We start from the raw sequence: 17,675 nt of genomic DNA, 5'->3' as shown, positions 1-17,675 counted from the left end.
TTTTAGTATTTCCTGGGAGGAATAGTGCTAAACATAAAGAAAAACAGCAATTATAAAAATTGCTGTTTCTTCTTCGCATTATGCAGATGTTTTTGTATCAAGTACAGTACCGTCTTGTAACACCAATTTCGGCGGTTCATTATCAGCTACTGTTTCTTTCGTAAGAATACACTTCTCGATATCTTTGCGAGATGGAAGTTCGAACATTACATCAAGCATCAAGCCTTCAATAATAGAACGAAGTCCACGAGCACCTGTTTTACGTTCAATTGCTTTTTTCGCAATCTCAACTAGTGCACCTTCTTCAAACTCTAACTCAACATCGTCAAGCTCCAATAATTTTTGGAATTGCTTAACAAGTGCATTTTTCGGTTTAGTTAAAATATCTACAAGAGCATCTTCATCAAGCGGCTCTAGGTTCGCAATAACTGGAAGACGACCGATAAACTCCGGAATTAAACCGAATCTTAAAAGATCCTCTGGTAAAACGTGAGATAAAACATGCTTCTCATTTACATCAGCATTTTTCTTCTCAGCACCAAATCCAATTACTTTCTCACCAAGGCGACGTTTAATAATAGGCTCGATGCCATCAAACGCTCCACCACAAATGAATAGGATGTTCGTTGTATCAATTTGAATAAACTCTTGATGCGGGTGCTTACGACCACCTTGAGGTGGAACGCTCGCTACAGTACCTTCTAAAATTTTCAGAAGTGCCTGCTGTACACCTTCACCAGATACATCACGTGTAATTGATGGATTTTCGGACTTACGTGCCACTTTATCAATCTCATCAATATAAATAATTCCTTTTTCCGCTTTTTCTACATCGTAATCAGCCGCTTGAATTAGTTTTAGTAAGATGTTTTCTACATCTTCCCCAACGTATCCAGCTTCTGTTAAAGATGTTGCGTCCGCGATTGCAAATGGAACATTTAAAATACGCGCTAATGTTTGTGCCAATAATGTTTTACCACTACCAGTTGGCCCAATAAGTGAAATATTACTCTTCGCTAATTCTACATCATCAATTTTGCTGTTAGAATTAATGCGTTTGTAATGGTTATATACCGCTACCGCTAGTGCTTTTTTCGCGTTATCTTGTCCGATGACATACTCATCTAAGATTTCACGAATTTCTACCGGTTTCGGTACATCTTTGAATTCTACTTCTTCGTCCTTCGCAAGCTCCTCTTGTACAATTTCAGTACAAAGCTCGATACACTCGTCACAAATGTAAACACCTGGACCTGCAACTAACTTTCGAACTTGCGTTTGTGTTTTACCACAGAAAGAACATTTTAATTGACCTTTTTCATCATTAAATTTAAACATATTTTCACACCCCTTACAAAGTGCTAACCTCTTGCCTTCGTATGTACACGATAAATGTATCGTATGTAAATACATATTATGTCACTACGTAGCGAGAAATACAAATAATATGACTAGTTATGTACAAATAAAAAAATTTTAAAACTTTTGAAATATGTATATTCGACTTACAAAGGCACTTTTCCTTCTTCATCGAAAAGTTTTATAAATATATTTCTATATTTATAAAACAAGGCACGATTAAAATCGCGCCTTGTTATTTTATTATGCAGCGTTGTCTACTAAGAAGTCTACAGCTTTACGCACTTTAAGATCTTCAGATAAAGCGTCTACGCTTCCAAGAGCTTGCTTGATAGCGTCTACTGGCATACCGTACATTTCAGCCATTTTTTCAACTTCTGCAGTTACTTCTTCTTCAGTAACTTCGATGTTTTCAGCTTCAATGATAGCTTCAAGAACAAGATTGATTCTTACACGTTTTTGTGCATCCTCTTTCATTTGCTCTTTTAATTTGTCAGCGTCAGTACCTGTGAATTGGTAGTAAAGCTCAAGGTTCATACCTTGTTGGCTTAAACGTTGCTCGAATTCACGAACCATACGATCTAACTCAGTGTCGATCATAGCTTCTGGAATGTCGATTTCAGCGTTAGCAGCAGCTAATTCTACTACTTCGTCACGTACTTTGTGCTCAGCTTCGTGCTTTTTGCCTTCTTCTAAGTTTGTACGAAGTTTTGTTTTTAATTCATCAAGAGTTGCAACTTCTTCGTCAGCATCTTTAGCGAACTCGTCGTTTAACTCAGGAAGTTCTTTTGTTTTGATTTCGTGAATTGTTACTTTGAATGTTGCTGGTTTACCAGCTAATTCAGCAGCATGGTACTCTTCTGGGAATGTTACTTCAACTTCTTTAGAATCACCAGATTTAAGACCAATTACTTGCTCTTCGAAACCTGGGATGAAAGTACCAGAACCGATTGCAAGAGAATAGTTTTCGCCTTTTCCGCCTTCAAATGCTTCGCCATCAACGAAACCTTCGAAGTCGATTACAGCTGTATCACCATCTGCAGCAGTTCCGTCTTCTTTAACAACTAGTTCAGCTTGACGCTCTTGTAAAGCTTTTACTTCGTTCTCTACATCCTCGTCAGTTACAGTTGTTTCAACCTTTTCTACTGCTAAACCTTTGTAATCACCTAATTTAACTTCAGGTTTTACAGTAACTTTTGCAGTGAAAATTAAGTTTTGGCCTTTTTCGAATTTCTCGATGTCAATCTCAGGATGAGCAACTGGGAAGATACCAGCTTCATCGATTGCTTCACCGTATGCTTTTGGTAAGATGATATCTAAAGCATCTTGGTATAAAGATTCAATACCAAAGCGTTGTTCGAATAATGGACGAGGCATTTTCCCTTTACGGAAACCTGGTACATTAATTGTTTTTACTACTTTTTTGAATGCAGCGTCGATAGAGTTATTTACTTCTTTAGCATCAACTTCGATTGTTAAAACGCCAACGTTACCTTCTAATTTTTCCCATTTTGTAGACATTTATTCTTTCCCTCCAACTATAATAATGTATGCACATACCTCTATAGATCAAAATTTTTATTATCTCTTTCTTGAAATAACAAATGTACAAATAACCCTCTAGCAAAAAGCTTTCAGATACAATGTTCCAATCTACTAATTGTCTAAAAGACAACTACGGTATATTTTGTTCGAGACTAATATGAAACATATTAAGTAAGAGAATTATACTCCTCTTCTCTTACAAACAGGCAGATTTCTGCCTTTTGCAACCCTTACATTATAACATAGAATGTGCTCGTTTCAATAACTGAACGATTCTTTTTCATAATTATACGGGCAAATACCCTTCTCTTTCAATGCGCAGTAACCATTGATAGGCAATATGAAATTCCTCAAACTCAATATTGTACGCTGTCATAAGTTCTTCTTCATCAATAGCCAATCCGAAACGCTTTCTTCCAATTCTCTCTAAGACAGCAGCCCAAATTTCTACTTTATCCATTAATAGAGGGAACGGAAAAATGCTAATTTGTAATTCTTTCCAGTATGTAACCATCGTACTAAATATATCTGGATAATTTTGCTCTAATCGGTTTGAGAATTTATGTATAATTTTATCGGATTGCTCCTCATTATGACCTGTAAATGCTGGAATCACCTTTATCGTATTTCCAAACTTCTCTACTTCTATCTCTTCTTCTATTTGATTTTCTACCATTTTATACAAAATAGAAGTTTTTAAATACGGGTGCTGATCTTCGTCTATTAAAAATTTCTTTAAAGTAGGAAGTGCGAGATCCAGGTCTTTTAACGAAAGTTTCTGGATCACTCTTAGCTTTTGACCAAAGTTTTCTCCAAAAAGCCCATCGGTAAATTCTTCTAATTCAAAATTCGAATCCACTAGCGGTGTATCTTCTTCATTCAGCATCCCTTGCGCAAACAAAGCAAGCTGCGCCAATTTTTCCTTTTGCTCAGGAATTATATCTTTCGTTTGCAAAACTTCCTCAACAGTTTCAATGACACCTTCATAATCATTTGTTTGAACTAAAATAGTTACATACGTTTCAAGAATATCACCAAATAATACAGCTCCTGTTTCAAGCAACTGCTCACATTTTTCTTTCGCTTCTTCCATACGTTTTAATTCTAGCAAACAAATAACGGAAGCTAATTCTGTTTGTTCCGTTTCTGCATTATACTGACGTAATATTTCAAAGCAGCGCAATGCATCTTCGAATTCCCGCTCTTTCAACGCTAAAAAACCTTTATCAATATAGCGTTCTGATAGTTGCGGAAACAATACGACCGTATTTTCTTTTTTATCCATACGTCCGCCTCTTTTTCTAGATTTTAATGATCTTCAAAGTAAATATATCAAATGCGTAATGAGAACACAACATTCTAAAATTATTTATTTGAAATATAGGAATATTCTATTTTCATAACAAAAAAACAACAAACTTCTAAATAAAATTCATTTTTCACAAACAAAAACCCTCAGCAACAGACGGCAGAGGGTTCATCATTAATGGAAAGCTTTTATAATTGTGGGGTATATAACAAGGGTAATAATTTGGAGAACAATAATTGCCATAACAATCATGCTAAAATAGAAGATTGGTTTACTTCGCTTCATTAAAAACATAATAATAAGCATCGTACAAGCAAACAAACTTAAAAAGAACAAACTCGTTGTCGAACTAAGTATACCACTCGGGACAAAGAACAATAAAACTACACTACAAGTACCTATAATTCCAAATAACCATTCCATTCATTCACTCATTCCCTTTCCCTCTCATGGCAGTTTTTTCTACGCTACTAAATGTTTTACAACATCAATTACATATGTTAACTTTTCATACGCCACAAACCCAAAAGCTACTGTTAAACCCGTTACGATTAATCCTTTCATCATCTCTTCCTCCTCATTTATCGTTGTTATCTTCATTATATAAGATTAGTAATTTGTTACCATCGAACTTCCTTACACTTACCTTACAGAGTTGTAAGATTTCAAAAATAAGTTTAAAATCATGTTAATATATTTTTGTACAATTAAGAATTTAATTTACAAGGGGGATTATATATGTTCAAAAAAATGGCTTCTGATGTTTTAGGATTAAGCGATGTAGGTTCTGTCATTACACCAAAAGATTATGATAAGGTTGATGCTGATGATTACGTAATGCATGAAGATGGGGAGGAAATTTACTTTCTTATTAAATCAAAATCGGATGAATATTGCTTTACAAACAAAGGATTAATTCACCTAGATGGTACAAGTGCCACAAGCAAAAAACGTACATTACGCCGCTTTAGCTATAGTAAATATCAAATTAAAAACGTAGCACTTGAAACTGCAGGAACGATTGATTTAGATGTAGAAATTAAATTTCAAATGGGAGATGAGCATTACTCAATTGATGTTCATAAAAAACATATTGAAGAATTAAAAGATTTATATAAGGCTCTTCTTAAAATCGAAGAAATTTCATACGACAACGACATTACATTGCAGTATGCACATAAAAGTTTAGATATGGCATCTAACGCTTTCAGCCGTATTTCAAATGCACAAGTAAATTTAGCAGAACAGTTTAAAGAGATGAACGAGATCGCCTTTAACTGGCTCGTTGATACGAAAAAGCAATATAACGTGAAAGATTACGGTTTTGTCTTTGAAAAATTTATTAATAACTAATTTAAAACAAACAAAAAACCTTGTTATCAAAAGATAACAAGGTTTTTTTAGCGTCCCAGGAGAGATTCGAACTCCCGACCGTACGCTTAGAAGGCGTATGCTCTATCCGGCTGAGCTACTGGGACATGGAGCGGGTGAAGAGAATCGAACTCTCGACCAGAGCTTGGAAGGCTCTTGTTTTACCACTAAACTACACCCGCATATGTTATTTTATTTTTCTTCGTTAGCGCCGTTGCCCTATCGACAATATTTATTATATTCATAACTACTTATAAAGTCAACACTTTTTTAAAAGAGGATAATTTTTCTTATCCTCTTTTAAAAATTGCTTGTTCCACCAGCTGTCCATCTAATGTTTCAAAACGAACTTCTATATGATTTTCATCCATTTCTAATAAAGCGAATGTCTTTTCCACACGAGAGCGCGGGAGCAAAATACTTCCTGGATTAATAAATAAAATCCCATCAAGTAATTCTGCCCCTAATACATGAGAATGTCCAAAGCACGCTACTTGTGCTCCTACTTCTTCTGCATGATACGCTAACGTTTGTAACGTCATTTTCACATCATGACGATGACCGTGTACAACTAAGAAACGAATTCCATCTACATCAGTTACAATTTCATCTTGAAAGTTAGCATAATCACAATTCCCTTTTACAACTTGGAAACATTGTAGCTCTTCGTGAGCAGGCGTTAGCTCTGAATCACCACAATGAATCATGACATCTACTTTCCCTTCATATTTCTCTTTTAACTGCTGTAATTCCTTCACAGAGCTATGACTATCGCTTACGATTAAAGCTTTCATCAATCTCTCTCCCTTATTCTTCTAAAAACCATTCCGGGATTTTCTCTTCTAATTTACGAAGAGCGCGTCCGCGGTGGCTAATGGCATTTTTCTCATCTGAGCTTAGTTCCGCCATTGCCTTTTTATATTCTTCTACATAAAAAATCGGATCGTATCCAAAACCATTTTCCCCGCGGCGCTGTTCTAAGATTTTCCCTTCACACGTTCCGTTTACAATAACCGGCTCTTTATCTGCCTCAGGGAAAGCAACCGCTAGTGCACAGTAAAAACGAGCTGTACGTTTTTCTAAATCGATGTCAGTTAACTCTTGCAACACTTTATCGATATTCGCTTGGTCATCTTTCGGCTCTCCAGCAAAACGAGCTGAATATACACCTGGTTTCCCGTTTAAGGCATCTACAATAAGACCTGAGTCATCCGCAATTACGATGGAATTCAACTGTCTACTAAGACTGTCCGCTTTCAAAATTGCGTTTTCTTCAAATGTTTCACCAGTTTCTTCGACTTCTTCAATATGAGGAAAATCGTGTAAAGATTTCACTTCTAAGTCAAATCTCTCAAATAACTCAGCAAACTCACGTACTTTCCCAAGATTTTTCGTCGCTACAACAACTTGCTTCATATTTTCCACCTCTACTCTATATGAGATACGATGTCACCTAACGCTTCTTTTTGCTTTTCAACAAGTTGGAAAATCCCTTGTTCAGCAGCATCAAGTAATTCATTTAATTCAGCTCTGCTAAACGTCGCTTCTTCTCCAGTTCCTTGCACTTCAACAAACTGACCTTTTCCAGTCATAATAACGTTCATATCAACGTCTGCTTTAGAATCTTCAGCATAATTTAAATCTAAAACAACACCTTGTTCTTCAACAACACCTACTGACGTTGCCGCTAAATAATCTTTCACCGGAATTTTAGATACTTTTTCTGCTTGCAATAATTTTTCAAAAGCTAATACCATCGCTACATAAGCACCTGTAATAGAAGCTGTTCTCGTTCCGCCATCCGCTTGAATTACATCACAGTCAATCCAAACCGTTCTTTCGCCAAGCGCTTCTAAATCAACAACCGCACGTAATGCTCGTCCAATTAAACGCTGGATTTCCATTGTACGCCCTGTTACTTTCCCTTTACTTGACTCCCTGATTGTACGTTGCTCTGTCGCACGTGGAATCATTGAGTATTCTGCTGTTACCCAGCCTTTTCCTTCTCCGCGCATAAACGGCGGTACACGCTCTTCAATTGTCGCTGAACAAATTACCTTTGTATCCCCAACTTCAATTAGTACTGATCCCTCTGGATGTTTTAAATAATTTGTATGAATATGTATATGGCGTAGCTCTGCTTTTCCTCTACCATCTACTCGCATAAAAATAACCCCCTCATAAATACTCTCATTAGTATAGCCAAATTTAAATGTACGATATGTATAACAATAAAAGAAGGGGAACTCAAAAAGCAATTCCCCTTTCTTACATAAGTATATCAAATTATTCGCGATTAAAAACTACCTGTATTCACGTTTTGTGGACGATCAACAGGTTTTATTAACTTTTCACCTTTCTCATCCATAAGATTTGCTTTCCCATTCACTTCAATAGAAACATTTTTCACACCTTGTTTTTCCGTTAAAGATAAGACTAACGATTTCAACACATAATTTGAAATCATGTTTTTGTCTGGGTTCACAAATATATTTTCATTAAAGTTTAATGTAATATTTCCGTTCTCCACTTTTGGATTCGTAATAAGCTTAGCTCCTGGATTAAAATCATTTAGTAGCGACCCTTGAATCGGACCTTTTACAAGCTCATCCACAATTGCCGAGTAATCATTTTCTTTTCCTTCTGCAACGCGCCTTGTTACCGGTACGTAATATTGCTGCTTATTATTATTTTGCGCCATAAAGTAAAGTGTAACCGGTTTTGTATGCGTCACATCTGCTACTTGTTCATCATCAAAGTTAATTCCATTCGCACGACTTACACCTTCACCAAGCGGTGTACCCGCAACAGGCATCTTCACTAACTTTTCACCATTTATTTGGAACTGCACTTGTTTTATTTCTGTAAATTGAGTCAAAGTCCACGCTACTGATTCAACAATTTGACGTTCTTCTTCTTTTGAATAATTTTTCATTTCTTTAGAGAAATCAATTACTGCTGTCCCGCCTTTTTTCAAATTCAAGGTCATCGTCGTATTCGCTGGAAGGACTGCTCGAAATCCATTTGGCAATAAATTTGTAACTGGTCCATCTTTCACAAGATACTCTAACGTTTGCTGTACAACTTCATTCGCTTTCGGAGTAGGCATTGCAATAGTTTGCGGTACGACATATCCATTTTTATCAACGAGGTATAACTCTCTATTTACTGTTTGCCCTTGTTTATCTTTTTTAGCAGTTTCTTTCTTTTCACCTTCTGTATACGTAACTTTTTTTGGCGGATCAATTTGTTCTGTCGCTTTCTCTTGATTTAACAAGCCACACCCTGATAATAAAATCGCACTCACAGTAGCACCAACAACCCATTTAAAAGTGGATTTAGGCATGCCATTCCCCCCTAAAATCTAAGTTTGTACTATTATGTATACGAGCTGTTTCATGTTTTAGAACAAGCTATGGCTACTTATACAGAAAAAACCCCTGATTTCTCAGGAGTTCTCTTATATGAATCTACTATTATTCTATTTCTAAATTGATATGCTTCACATTTTCAATCGGCTGACCGAACCACTTTGATGCAATTTCTTTAAACAGGCCTATTTTACCAGTCGTTAAGAAGAGATGATCACTTTGTTCTTCTCCCTCATTTAGCATCTTACTATGGTATAAAATCGTGCTTACCTCACGCGCTGTTTCATCACCCGAACTAATTAATTGTACTTGATCCCCCATTACCTTTTTAATAACAGGACCTAAAATCGGATAATGTGTACATCCTAGAATAAGCGTATCAATGTCAGTACTTTTCAACGGTTGCAATGTTTCTCTTACAACTTCATACGCCATTTCACTTTCGAAATTCCCACTCTCTACAAGCTCAACGAAAGGTGGGCACGCTAAACTTTCTACCATAACACGGTTATTAATAGACTTTAGCGCCTCTTCATAGGCGCCACTTTTTACTGTTCCAATCGTTCCAATAATCCCAACATGATACGTATTTGTCACTTTTAAAGCTGTACGTGATCCTGGATGAATAACTCCAACTACTGGAATTGGTAATTGTTTCTGCATTTCTTCTAATACAACCGCAGTTGCTGTATTACACGCAATAACTAACATTTTGATATTTAAATCTAATAAATGCTCCGTCATTTCCCACGTAAATTGACGCACTTCTTCACGAGAACGCGGACCATAAGGGCAACGTGCTGTATCCCCTAAATATATAATACGCTCTTTCGGCAACTGACGAATTAATTCCTTCGCTACTGTTAAACCGCCCACTCCTGAATCAATAACACCGATCGCTCTATTCAACTTAATCACCCGTTTTCTCATTCATCATCTTTTATGTTTATCAGTATATTTTACACACTTTAAGTTCGCTAACTTAAAGTGCCCCTGTATAAAAATTTTCATTTGTACCTATATAGATCAGGACCTTTTTTATTTTGCTCCTTTTTTTCATAATTTGCAAGACAGAAAAATAACCGACCTTCTATATAAATTGCGTATTTACCCCGCTATTTGCCGGACAGTAAGACCCCCACCTCAAAATTCAGCGAAAGCAAAGAAGTTATATAGGGGATCGGGCTGCCCGTAAAAGTCCGATTGGTGTAGGCTAATAATTAGTGGGGGATGCCCCCCACTAATTAAAGTTTCACTTTATTGCTCCATCTTTTTTTGGAAAGAAGACATTCCTATTAATAAGAAGAAATGAGCAGAAATTAAAATGATGATTAAAATAAAATTCAAACGATAACTATTTGTAGATTCCATAACTTTGCTCGCTACAGCTGGTCCAAATGCCATACCGAAAAAGTTAATTAAATTATATAAACCAAGACCGACTCCAACTTTAGCTGGATGTAATGTTTTCGGTATAAATGTGTTTAATGATACTTGAATAGCTGAATAACTCATAAATGTTAAAATAACCGCCACTAAAATAATGATTAAGTTCCCGTTCGGAATAAGCCCTAAAATTAAAAAGCCAACGATCATAATGACAGACGCTACATAAATCATATTCACATTTCCAAACGAAGGGACAATCTTCCCCGTAATAAAACTAGATACAATACCAAAGAGTGATGCAACAAACAATGCAATTCCGATAACGAATGGCGACAATCCGTGCACTCTTCCTAACAGTGATGGCAATAATAATAGACTAGCACATAACGCCACATTAATTATAAACCCGACCGCTATTAAACGAAGAAATGGTTTGTTCGAAAATAACTCAATATCAATAAATGGATGCTCCGCGTTCTTCATACGAACCGTGAATAAAAATAAGAAAGCTACCGATAACACAAATAGCCAACTATTAATATTGACACCTAATAAAACAGTCGTAATGAATGCAAATAATAACGCCGCTCCAATGTAATCAAAATGAAACGCTTCATCCGTATGCTGCGCTTCTTCTGGCATAAATTTTATAAGCAAGAAAATCCCAACTACTGAAATAACCATAAATAAAAATAAATATGGCCACCCTAATGTATTTGTAATAGCCCCGCCAACTAAAGGACCAATGCCTATTGCTAATGCAATAGAAGAACTAATCATCGCTAATGCACCAGGCTTCTTAGCGGGAGCAACTAATTTTGCCACTGCAATCATACTAAGCGCAATAAACGCCGCGCCCCCACTCGCCTGCACTAATCTTGCAAGAATGGTAATCGCATAAGATTGATTCATAAATCCAATAATAGAACCCGCTACAAATATGATAATTGAAATAATCAATAGTTTTTTTACGCTATAACGATCAGCCAACTTCCCATATATCACCGAACCAATACCGACAACTAAGGAATAACCTACTACAACCCAACTTACTTTCGATTGACTAATAGATAAATCATTAGCAATATCCTCTAACGCTACATTAAATAAAACCGCATTCATCGGTCCTAATAAAACGATAAAACATAATGTGAAAACAAACCATTTTGAATGGTTACTTATATCTTTCCCCATGCGTAACACCTCTTCTGATTGTAGTAACTGTAAATGAAAAATAAAGTTGTTTAGCTCCTCTATCACTACTAAACAACTTCATCAAATGTATAAATTTATCGCGCGACAAATTGAATTCGAAACGTAACATTATGTTGTTCGATATTCATGGAACTATCATAGTTTCAGCATTACAGTTTGTCAACGAAAAATATACAAAGTAAACTAATTTAGTGTTTTTAGTTTACTTTGTCCAAAAATTGTTATACACTAATTTCGAATCCGGTATAAGGGGGACTGACATGGTTATTCAAATTTGCAATTTCTAACTTAATACAATCAAGTAAATAAAGAACTTTTATATAGAAGAAACATTACAGGAGGATTATGATGAAGAAAAAAATGTTAGTTGTATTAACGAGCGTAGAAAAATACCCAAATTTAAATAGAGCTACCGGGCTTTGGCTTGGTGAAGCTGTCCATTTCGTTAAAAAAGTAGAAGAAGCTGGTTACGAAGTAGATTATGTCAGTCCACAAGGCGGCTATACACCGATTGATCCGCATAGTTTAGCGATGGCGGAGAGCATTGATTGGGAATGGTATCAAAAGAAAGAATTTATGAATCGTCTCGGTTCTACAATGAAACCGAGTGAAGTGAATCAAGAAGACTACGCTGTTATTTATTACGCGGGTGGTCACGGAGTTATTTGGGACTTCCCAGAAAACAAAGAACTTCAAAATATTAGCCGCAACATTTATGAAAATGGCGGAATTGTTTCCTCTGTTTGTCACGGAGCTGCTGGTTTATTCCATATCACATTAAGTAACGGGGATCGTTTAATTAACGATAAAAAAGTAACAGGATTCTCAAATGAAGAAGAGAAACTAGCTGAATTAGATCAATTCGTTCCATTTTTAACAGAAAATGAACTCGTTAAATATGGAGGACTTTACGAAAAAGCTGCGCAACCTTGGGAAGCTTACGCTGTAGAAGATAATCGTGTAATTACTGGTCAAAACCCTGCTTCAGGTGGTCCAGTAGCTGAATTAGTATTAAAACAGTTGCAAAAATAATATGTACTAAAAAAGCAGATTTCCCTCTAGTAAGGGAAATCTGCTTTTTTTACGAAATCATTTGTAGATTAGCTATAATTTCTTTTTCAATTTCAGAATCATCAACTACATCTAAAAATTCCGGTTTAAACAGTTGGTATTTTTTCAAATTGTAGAAATCAAGTATCGCTTGCTTTAACGTAATATCGTACTGAATGCAAAAAGTATGATCTATAATGCGTCTTAACATCACATCATCTTGCACCATAAATAGTTGCGCATTCATTTTATTAAAGTAACCTTGTTCCATACCCGATTCAAAAAACATTTGCAAATTACGATTGCGATTTTGTTGTGCAGCGACTAATTGATCCGACAAATGCGGATACGCTTCTTTCAAATCTTGTAAAAAGACATCCGAAATATACGTCACACATTTTAAAGAATGGATAAACGTCTTTTGGAAACGTTCTGTAAACGACATACTTTCATCTTGATTATCCGCATCTCCTTCAAGAAGATAGTTTATAAAATCCTCTACTACTGCCTCAATAACCTCATCTTTCGAAGAAAAACGTTTATATAAAGTAGCTTTACTAATATCCATATATTTCGCAATTTCATCTATTTTTAATTGGCTAAAACTCGTCTTTCGAATAACGGGCTTTATTTTATTAATATAAGTATTTGCACACGCTACTTTTCTCATTTAAAAGAGCCTCCCCTTTTGTTCATACAAAATAGTATAGCAAATTCATGAATGTTTATAAATGAAGTTATTATACTCATTACGTCTTTTTAGTTTATTACAATTTCAATCTACGCTATACATAAAAAGTACCCGCTACCTTTGTTAGTAGCGGGCACCTTTTCTATAATTTATTTACAGCTCTTTTTATAGCCTTACCTATTCCCACACTAGACTGCGGATTCTGCCCTGTAATCAAACGCCCATCTACTACAACATGCGGCGTGAAATTAGGTGCTACATAAAATAAAGCCCCTTCTTCTTTCAACTTACTTTCTAGCAAAAACGGAACTCGATTTTCTAAATGTACAGCTTTTTCTTCATCGTTTGTATAACCTGTTATACGCTTACCGGCAACAAAAAACGAGCCATCTTTATTTTTCACACCAACTAAAGAACTTACCCCGTGACAAACAGCCGCTACGATCCGGTTATTATTGTACATATTCTCAATTAAATTTGCTACATATGGATTACCTGGAAAATCTACAATCGCCCCGTGCCCACCACAAAATAATACCGCATCATACTCTGAAGAGTGAACAGTTGAAATCGCCCTCGTATTTTGCAATAAAGAAGCGACATGCTTAAATTCACGAGGTATGCCATTCGGAATAGACACTCTATCAATTGGTACTCTCCCGCCTTTTATCGACACAATATCAACATCGAACTTAGCTTTTTTAAATAAATGATAAGGAGCTGCGAGCTCTTCCAGCCACAAACCAGTCGGGTGTCCATTCAAATCATGAGCGCTTGTTGAAACTAATAATACCCTTTTCAACATATCCCCTCCTTACTACCTATTTATGTATGAAACATTCTTATCATTCATATGGAGCATGAAACAAACAGAAAAATAGCCGACCTTTTGTATAAAAGTCGGCTGCTTTCTTATAGTTCGAGCTCTCCCATACGAAGAAGCTCAACAACTGCTTGTGAACGTCCTTTAACCCCTAGCTTTTGCATTGCGTTTGAGATGTGATTACGTACTGTTTTTTCACTTATAAACAGTTCACCTGCAATTTCCTTCGTCGTTTTATCTTGAACCAGTAATTCAAATACTTCTCTTTCTCTCTTTGTGAGTAACGGTTTAGATTGATACGCTTTTTCCTTCAACTGGTATAACCCTCCTTGCTTAAGCCAGAGCTGTATATGTGTAAGTTGGGTGTTTATTTAGTCAAGATATTGTATGAACGAAATGTGCAGGTGGTGAATGAAAATGGGCTTTATTTCTTATGTTATTTTAGACTTTTATACAGTGCGTACACTCTTTTTATCCACTTACTTTTCAGTACGCCATATTTGTTCTAGTAATATGCTGACAACTGTACCTACGAACAAACCATTTCCGAATATATATTGCATCACAGACGGCAAGGATTGGAGTGCTCCAGACGGTAAAAACATAACACCACTTCCAAATAATATAGCAACTCCTAAAATCGTTACATTCCTTTCGCTGAGCTCCACTTGTTTTATATTATTAAATCCAATTCCAATTAACTGTACGAACGAAGCCATTAAAACGGCTGATGCGACAGCGGATGGTAAAGACGCTAAGTAACGAATGATACTTGGAAAAAGAGACATTACGACTAGTAACGCACATGCCATTAAGAACGATCGTATATATTTTTGTTTTGTTAAGCGTATAAACCCTGCCGTTGCTGGTAACGGAACGACACCTACAGTTGAAAATACAGAGGAAATGATATGTGAAATCCCTCCAACCCACGTTCCATCCTTCAACTGTTTTTGTTCAATAGTCGCTTTATGAATGGTAGCTTGATTAATTGCTATAATAGCTGCCACTGTATTTGAAACTAAAATACATACCATAACGAAACTTGATACAGCCATACCTGTATTCCATTTTGGAATTCCCCACGCGAATATATGTGGAAGTTGCACAAAATGAGTTACTTGAGATGGGATCGTCACTTTTCCTGCAATGAGAAAAATAATCCAGCCACTAATTAACCCTATTAAAACCGCATAACTTTTAACAAACCCTTTTCCGAAGTTGGAGAGTATGACTACGAATAAAAATATGCCAAAAGCAATTAATGCTGTAAATCCATCAATTTGAGAAACAGTAGCTGTAATTCCTAGCATTCCTTTTAAAAATACACCACTTAATTGTAAACATAATAAAAGTAAGAACGTCCCTGTCACGAGCGGCGTAAATAAAAATAAAATACGCCCGATAACTCCCGTTACTCCTAGCCCTATTAAAACAACTCCCGCAACCATCATTCCTAATTCTAAAATTTGCAATGTACTATGTAATTGATCCTGCCCTACAGTTGCATAAGCAAGCACGGTAAATACACCAACCCAAGATCCAGCTGGTCCATCCGCAATCGGAAGCTTATGTCCAAGCCATCCTTGTAAAAAAGAAGATATACCAACTACGAAAAACGTACGCTGCATTAAATAAAATACTTCTTCCGTCGTAAGATGAAATAATCCGCCAACGACAATTGGTAGCGCGATTGAGTTTGCTAATAAAAAAATAAACCATTGCAAAGTTCCCATAATATGATTTTGATTATGTTGATTGTCCAAACTTTTCATCCCTTCTTGCTTCCTTATAAGGAAGTATAGTACTTCCCTGTTTCTACTAAATAAAAAAGAAGGGTTCTATTTTCACAATTAGAACCCTTCTAAAAACATCTAAACGATTCCTCTATACAAGATTATCAGATTTCACTTGATCTAAATCCCCTATAACAACATTCCCTTTATACATAACTACACGCTTCTCTGTTTGACGAGCCACTGCTTCCGCGGCGCATGTTGCATTCGTTAAAACAAAACTTGCCTCATCCCCTACATTCGGCCACACTCGTTTTCCTTCATTATTTAACGTTTCTTTCCCTCCAGTAATAAAACGAAGAGCTTTCCCTAAAGACCTTTCATCACTCCAACCAAATCGTTCTGCCAATCGATTTGCCTTTTGAAGCATATCACCTGTGCCGAACGGAGACCAATGATCTGTAATACTATCATTTCCTAATGAAACTTTAACTCCTTTTCGATCTAATAATGGAATTGGGATTACTTGTTTACCGATTGGAACGGTTGAAGTGATATCAATCTTTAATGCTGCTAGTCTTTCTGCCACTTCTTCAGCTTCTTTATCAGTAACACCACCAAGTCCAAGCGCATGACTAATTGTTACACGACCTTGCCATCCTGCTTCTTCCGTTAGACTTGCTAATCTCTTCATTGTAAACGTTCCAAGATTATTCGCATCGTGCAAATGAATATCAACATCCGCATTAAATTCTACCGCAATGTCCATAATCGTATGTAATGATTTTTCAATATCATTATCTACTGTAGCTGGGTCCACTCCGCCAACTAATTGTGCGCCCATACGCATCGCATCTTTCACAAGTTGCATAGAATTACTTCGCAATAATCCATGTTGCGGAAATGCAACTATTCTACCAGACAACCGATCTTTATATGTTCCTAAAGCCGCTAACGTTGCCTCTAAATTACGAAGTCCAATAACCGGATCCACATTACAATGCGTTCTAATATTTGTTGCGCCATTTCGAAGCAATAACTCTAGCATATTTTCCGCCCTGTCTTGAGCAGTTGCTAATTGCTTTGGTAAAATCGTTTTTTCTTCATTAAAACGTGTAAAAATATTTTCTGCTGGCATACAAGCTTTCCAAGGCCCACTATAATATGTTTTATCAATATGAATATGCATCTCTTCAAAAGCTGGTAAAACTAATAAACGATTAGCATCAAAAGTTAACGTTCCTTCCTCTTGGGCGATTCCCGCTATAATTCTTTTAATTCGCCCATCTTCAATAAGAAGACTGCATATCTCAGTTTCCGTTTGTGAAATTTTCGCTTCTTCATATGTATAACCTGTTTCAAACTTTACATTAGTCAACCAATATAATGTCATTACCATTTCCCCACCTTATATTAGAAAATACGTCACACCCTCATTTTCATTTTAATACCAACTGAAAATTAAGACAATTAATCCACTGTATTGTCCTTTCACAAAAAAATGTAATATAACCTAATGGTCTTCTCATAAATTTCCATATAGAATAAAAGTACACTGTATCACTCATACATAACAGCGGTGATATAAAAAGGAGAGGATCATAATATGTCGAAGAGGTTATATAAATCCGAAACTGATAAAATGTTATTTGGTATATGCGGTGGTTTAGGAGAATATTTTGATATTAGCTCTACTCTCATTCGCATACTTTGGGTCATTGCTATTTTATGTTTTGGGACGGGGTTTTTAGTTTATTTTATTTGTTTATTACTTATGCCACGCTCTTACTAATACATTCTTTCATATATTTGAGCA

At 36.0% G+C, this 17,675-nt stretch carries 18 protein-coding genes and 2 tRNA genes; 3 read left to right on the top strand and 17 right to left on the bottom strand.

The genetic code is table 11. The features are described 5' to 3' along the window. Positions 1 to 78 precede the first annotated feature (78 nt). From clpX to JFU54_RS09410, 4 genes are all read right to left on the bottom strand, one after another. Positions 79 to 1,338, bottom strand: coding sequence for an ATP-dependent protease ATP-binding subunit ClpX (gene clpX / locus JFU54_RS09425; RefSeq protein WP_000472285.1), 1,260 nt, complete (start codon positions 1,336 to 1,338; stop codon positions 79 to 81). Between the two features lie 264 nt (positions 1,339 to 1,602). Then, positions 1,603 to 2,880 (bottom strand): trigger factor, encoded by a 1,278-nt coding sequence (gene tig, locus JFU54_RS09420; RefSeq protein ID WP_201064325.1) that lies wholly within the window; start codon positions 2,878 to 2,880, stop codon positions 1,603 to 1,605. 310 nt (positions 2,881 to 3,190) lie between these two features. Then, positions 3,191 to 4,189 (bottom strand): hypothetical protein, encoded by a 999-nt coding sequence (locus tag JFU54_RS09415; RefSeq protein ID WP_002034206.1) that lies wholly within the window; start codon positions 4,187 to 4,189, stop codon positions 3,191 to 3,193. Positions 4,190 to 4,387: 198 nt separating this feature from the next. Next, the gene (locus tag JFU54_RS09410) at positions 4,388 to 4,636 is read right to left on the bottom strand and encodes a hypothetical protein (RefSeq protein ID WP_001983650.1); all 249 of its coding nucleotides are present in this window, start codon (positions 4,634 to 4,636) and stop codon (positions 4,388 to 4,390) included. Between the two features lie 315 nt (positions 4,637 to 4,951). Here JFU54_RS09410 and JFU54_RS09405 point away from each other — a divergent pair, with 315 nt between their 5' ends. Further along, positions 4,952 to 5,566, top strand: coding sequence for a PH domain-containing protein (locus tag JFU54_RS09405; protein ID WP_002167620.1), 615 nt, complete (start codon positions 4,952 to 4,954; stop codon positions 5,564 to 5,566). Between the two features lie 51 nt (positions 5,567 to 5,617). Here JFU54_RS09405 and JFU54_RS09400 read toward each other — a convergent pair. From JFU54_RS09400 to JFU54_RS09365, 8 genes are all read right to left on the bottom strand, one after another. Continuing rightward, positions 5,618 to 5,691 (bottom strand) — tRNA-Arg (locus JFU54_RS09400). A 1-nt stretch (position 5,692) separates the two neighbouring features. Continuing rightward, positions 5,693 to 5,766 (bottom strand) — tRNA-Gly (locus tag JFU54_RS09395). Between the two features lie 108 nt (positions 5,767 to 5,874). After that, a complete protein-coding gene (locus tag JFU54_RS09390; protein WP_002167619.1) occupies positions 5,875 to 6,378 on the bottom strand; it encodes a metallophosphoesterase in 504 nt (167 codons plus the stop codon). A gap of 13 nt (positions 6,379 to 6,391) precedes the next feature. Next, complete coding sequence (locus JFU54_RS09385) at positions 6,392 to 7,000, bottom strand: XTP/dITP diphosphatase (protein WP_002143277.1); 609 nt, start codon at positions 6,998 to 7,000, stop codon at positions 6,392 to 6,394. Positions 7,001 to 7,011: 11 nt separating this feature from the next. Next, positions 7,012 to 7,749, bottom strand: coding sequence for a ribonuclease PH (gene rph, locus JFU54_RS09380; RefSeq protein ID WP_002015340.1), 738 nt, complete (start codon positions 7,747 to 7,749; stop codon positions 7,012 to 7,014). A gap of 131 nt (positions 7,750 to 7,880) precedes the next feature. After that, positions 7,881 to 8,930: a GerMN domain-containing protein gene (locus JFU54_RS09375; RefSeq protein WP_002129281.1), complete on the bottom strand. Its 1,050-nt coding sequence runs from the start codon at positions 8,928 to 8,930 to the stop codon at positions 7,881 to 7,883. A 130-nt stretch (positions 8,931 to 9,060) separates the two neighbouring features. After that, positions 9,061 to 9,885 (bottom strand): glutamate racemase, encoded by an 825-nt coding sequence (racE, locus tag JFU54_RS09370; RefSeq protein WP_048517140.1) that lies wholly within the window; start codon positions 9,883 to 9,885, stop codon positions 9,061 to 9,063. Positions 9,886 to 10,212: 327 nt separating this feature from the next. Further along, positions 10,213 to 11,538: an MFS transporter gene (locus JFU54_RS09365; protein WP_201064323.1), complete on the bottom strand. Its 1,326-nt coding sequence runs from the start codon at positions 11,536 to 11,538 to the stop codon at positions 10,213 to 10,215. Positions 11,539 to 11,907: 369 nt separating this feature from the next. Between JFU54_RS09365 and JFU54_RS09360 the strand changes: the two genes are divergently transcribed. Further along, positions 11,908 to 12,591: a type 1 glutamine amidotransferase domain-containing protein gene (locus JFU54_RS09360; RefSeq protein WP_201064322.1), complete on the top strand. Its 684-nt coding sequence runs from the start codon at positions 11,908 to 11,910 to the stop codon at positions 12,589 to 12,591. Positions 12,592 to 12,640: 49 nt separating this feature from the next. On the opposite strand, the gene JFU54_RS09355 is transcribed toward JFU54_RS09360, so the two are convergent. The 5 genes from JFU54_RS09355 to JFU54_RS09335 all read right to left on the bottom strand — a co-directional run bounded on the left by JFU54_RS09355 (position 12,641) and on the right by JFU54_RS09335 (position 17,252). Continuing rightward, on the bottom strand, positions 12,641 to 13,279 hold the full coding sequence (locus tag JFU54_RS09355; protein WP_063218787.1) for a TetR/AcrR family transcriptional regulator: 639 nt from the start codon (positions 13,277 to 13,279) through the stop codon (positions 12,641 to 12,643). A gap of 163 nt (positions 13,280 to 13,442) precedes the next feature. After that, positions 13,443 to 14,105, bottom strand: coding sequence for a type 1 glutamine amidotransferase domain-containing protein (locus JFU54_RS09350; protein ID WP_201064320.1), 663 nt, complete (start codon positions 14,103 to 14,105; stop codon positions 13,443 to 13,445). Positions 14,106 to 14,212: 107 nt separating this feature from the next. Continuing rightward, the gene (gene gerE / locus JFU54_RS09345) at positions 14,213 to 14,437 is read right to left on the bottom strand and encodes a spore germination transcription factor GerE (protein ID WP_000659484.1); all 225 of its coding nucleotides are present in this window, start codon (positions 14,435 to 14,437) and stop codon (positions 14,213 to 14,215) included. A 165-nt stretch (positions 14,438 to 14,602) separates the two neighbouring features. Continuing rightward, a complete protein-coding gene (locus JFU54_RS09340) occupies positions 14,603 to 15,898 on the bottom strand; it encodes a purine/pyrimidine permease (protein ID WP_201064318.1) in 1,296 nt (431 codons plus the stop codon). Positions 15,899 to 16,010: 112 nt separating this feature from the next. Further along, on the bottom strand, positions 16,011 to 17,252 hold the full coding sequence (locus JFU54_RS09335) for an amidohydrolase family protein (protein WP_201064316.1): 1,242 nt from the start codon (positions 17,250 to 17,252) through the stop codon (positions 16,011 to 16,013). 213 nt (positions 17,253 to 17,465) lie between these two features. On the opposite strand from JFU54_RS09335, the gene JFU54_RS09330 reads away from it, so the two are divergent. Further along, positions 17,466 to 17,651, top strand: a complete 186-nt coding sequence (locus tag JFU54_RS09330) for a PspC domain-containing protein (RefSeq protein WP_002129290.1) — start codon at positions 17,466 to 17,468, stop codon at positions 17,649 to 17,651. Positions 17,652 to 17,675: the final 24 nt, after the last annotated feature.

This window comes from Bacillus sp. TH19 (assembly GCF_016651075.1).
Classification (GTDB): Bacteria; Bacillota; Bacilli; order Bacillales; family Bacillaceae_G; genus Bacillus_A; species Bacillus_A mycoides.
The sequence above is the reverse complement of the archived record's forward strand: the minus strand, read 5'-3'. Positions and strand labels throughout refer to the sequence as shown.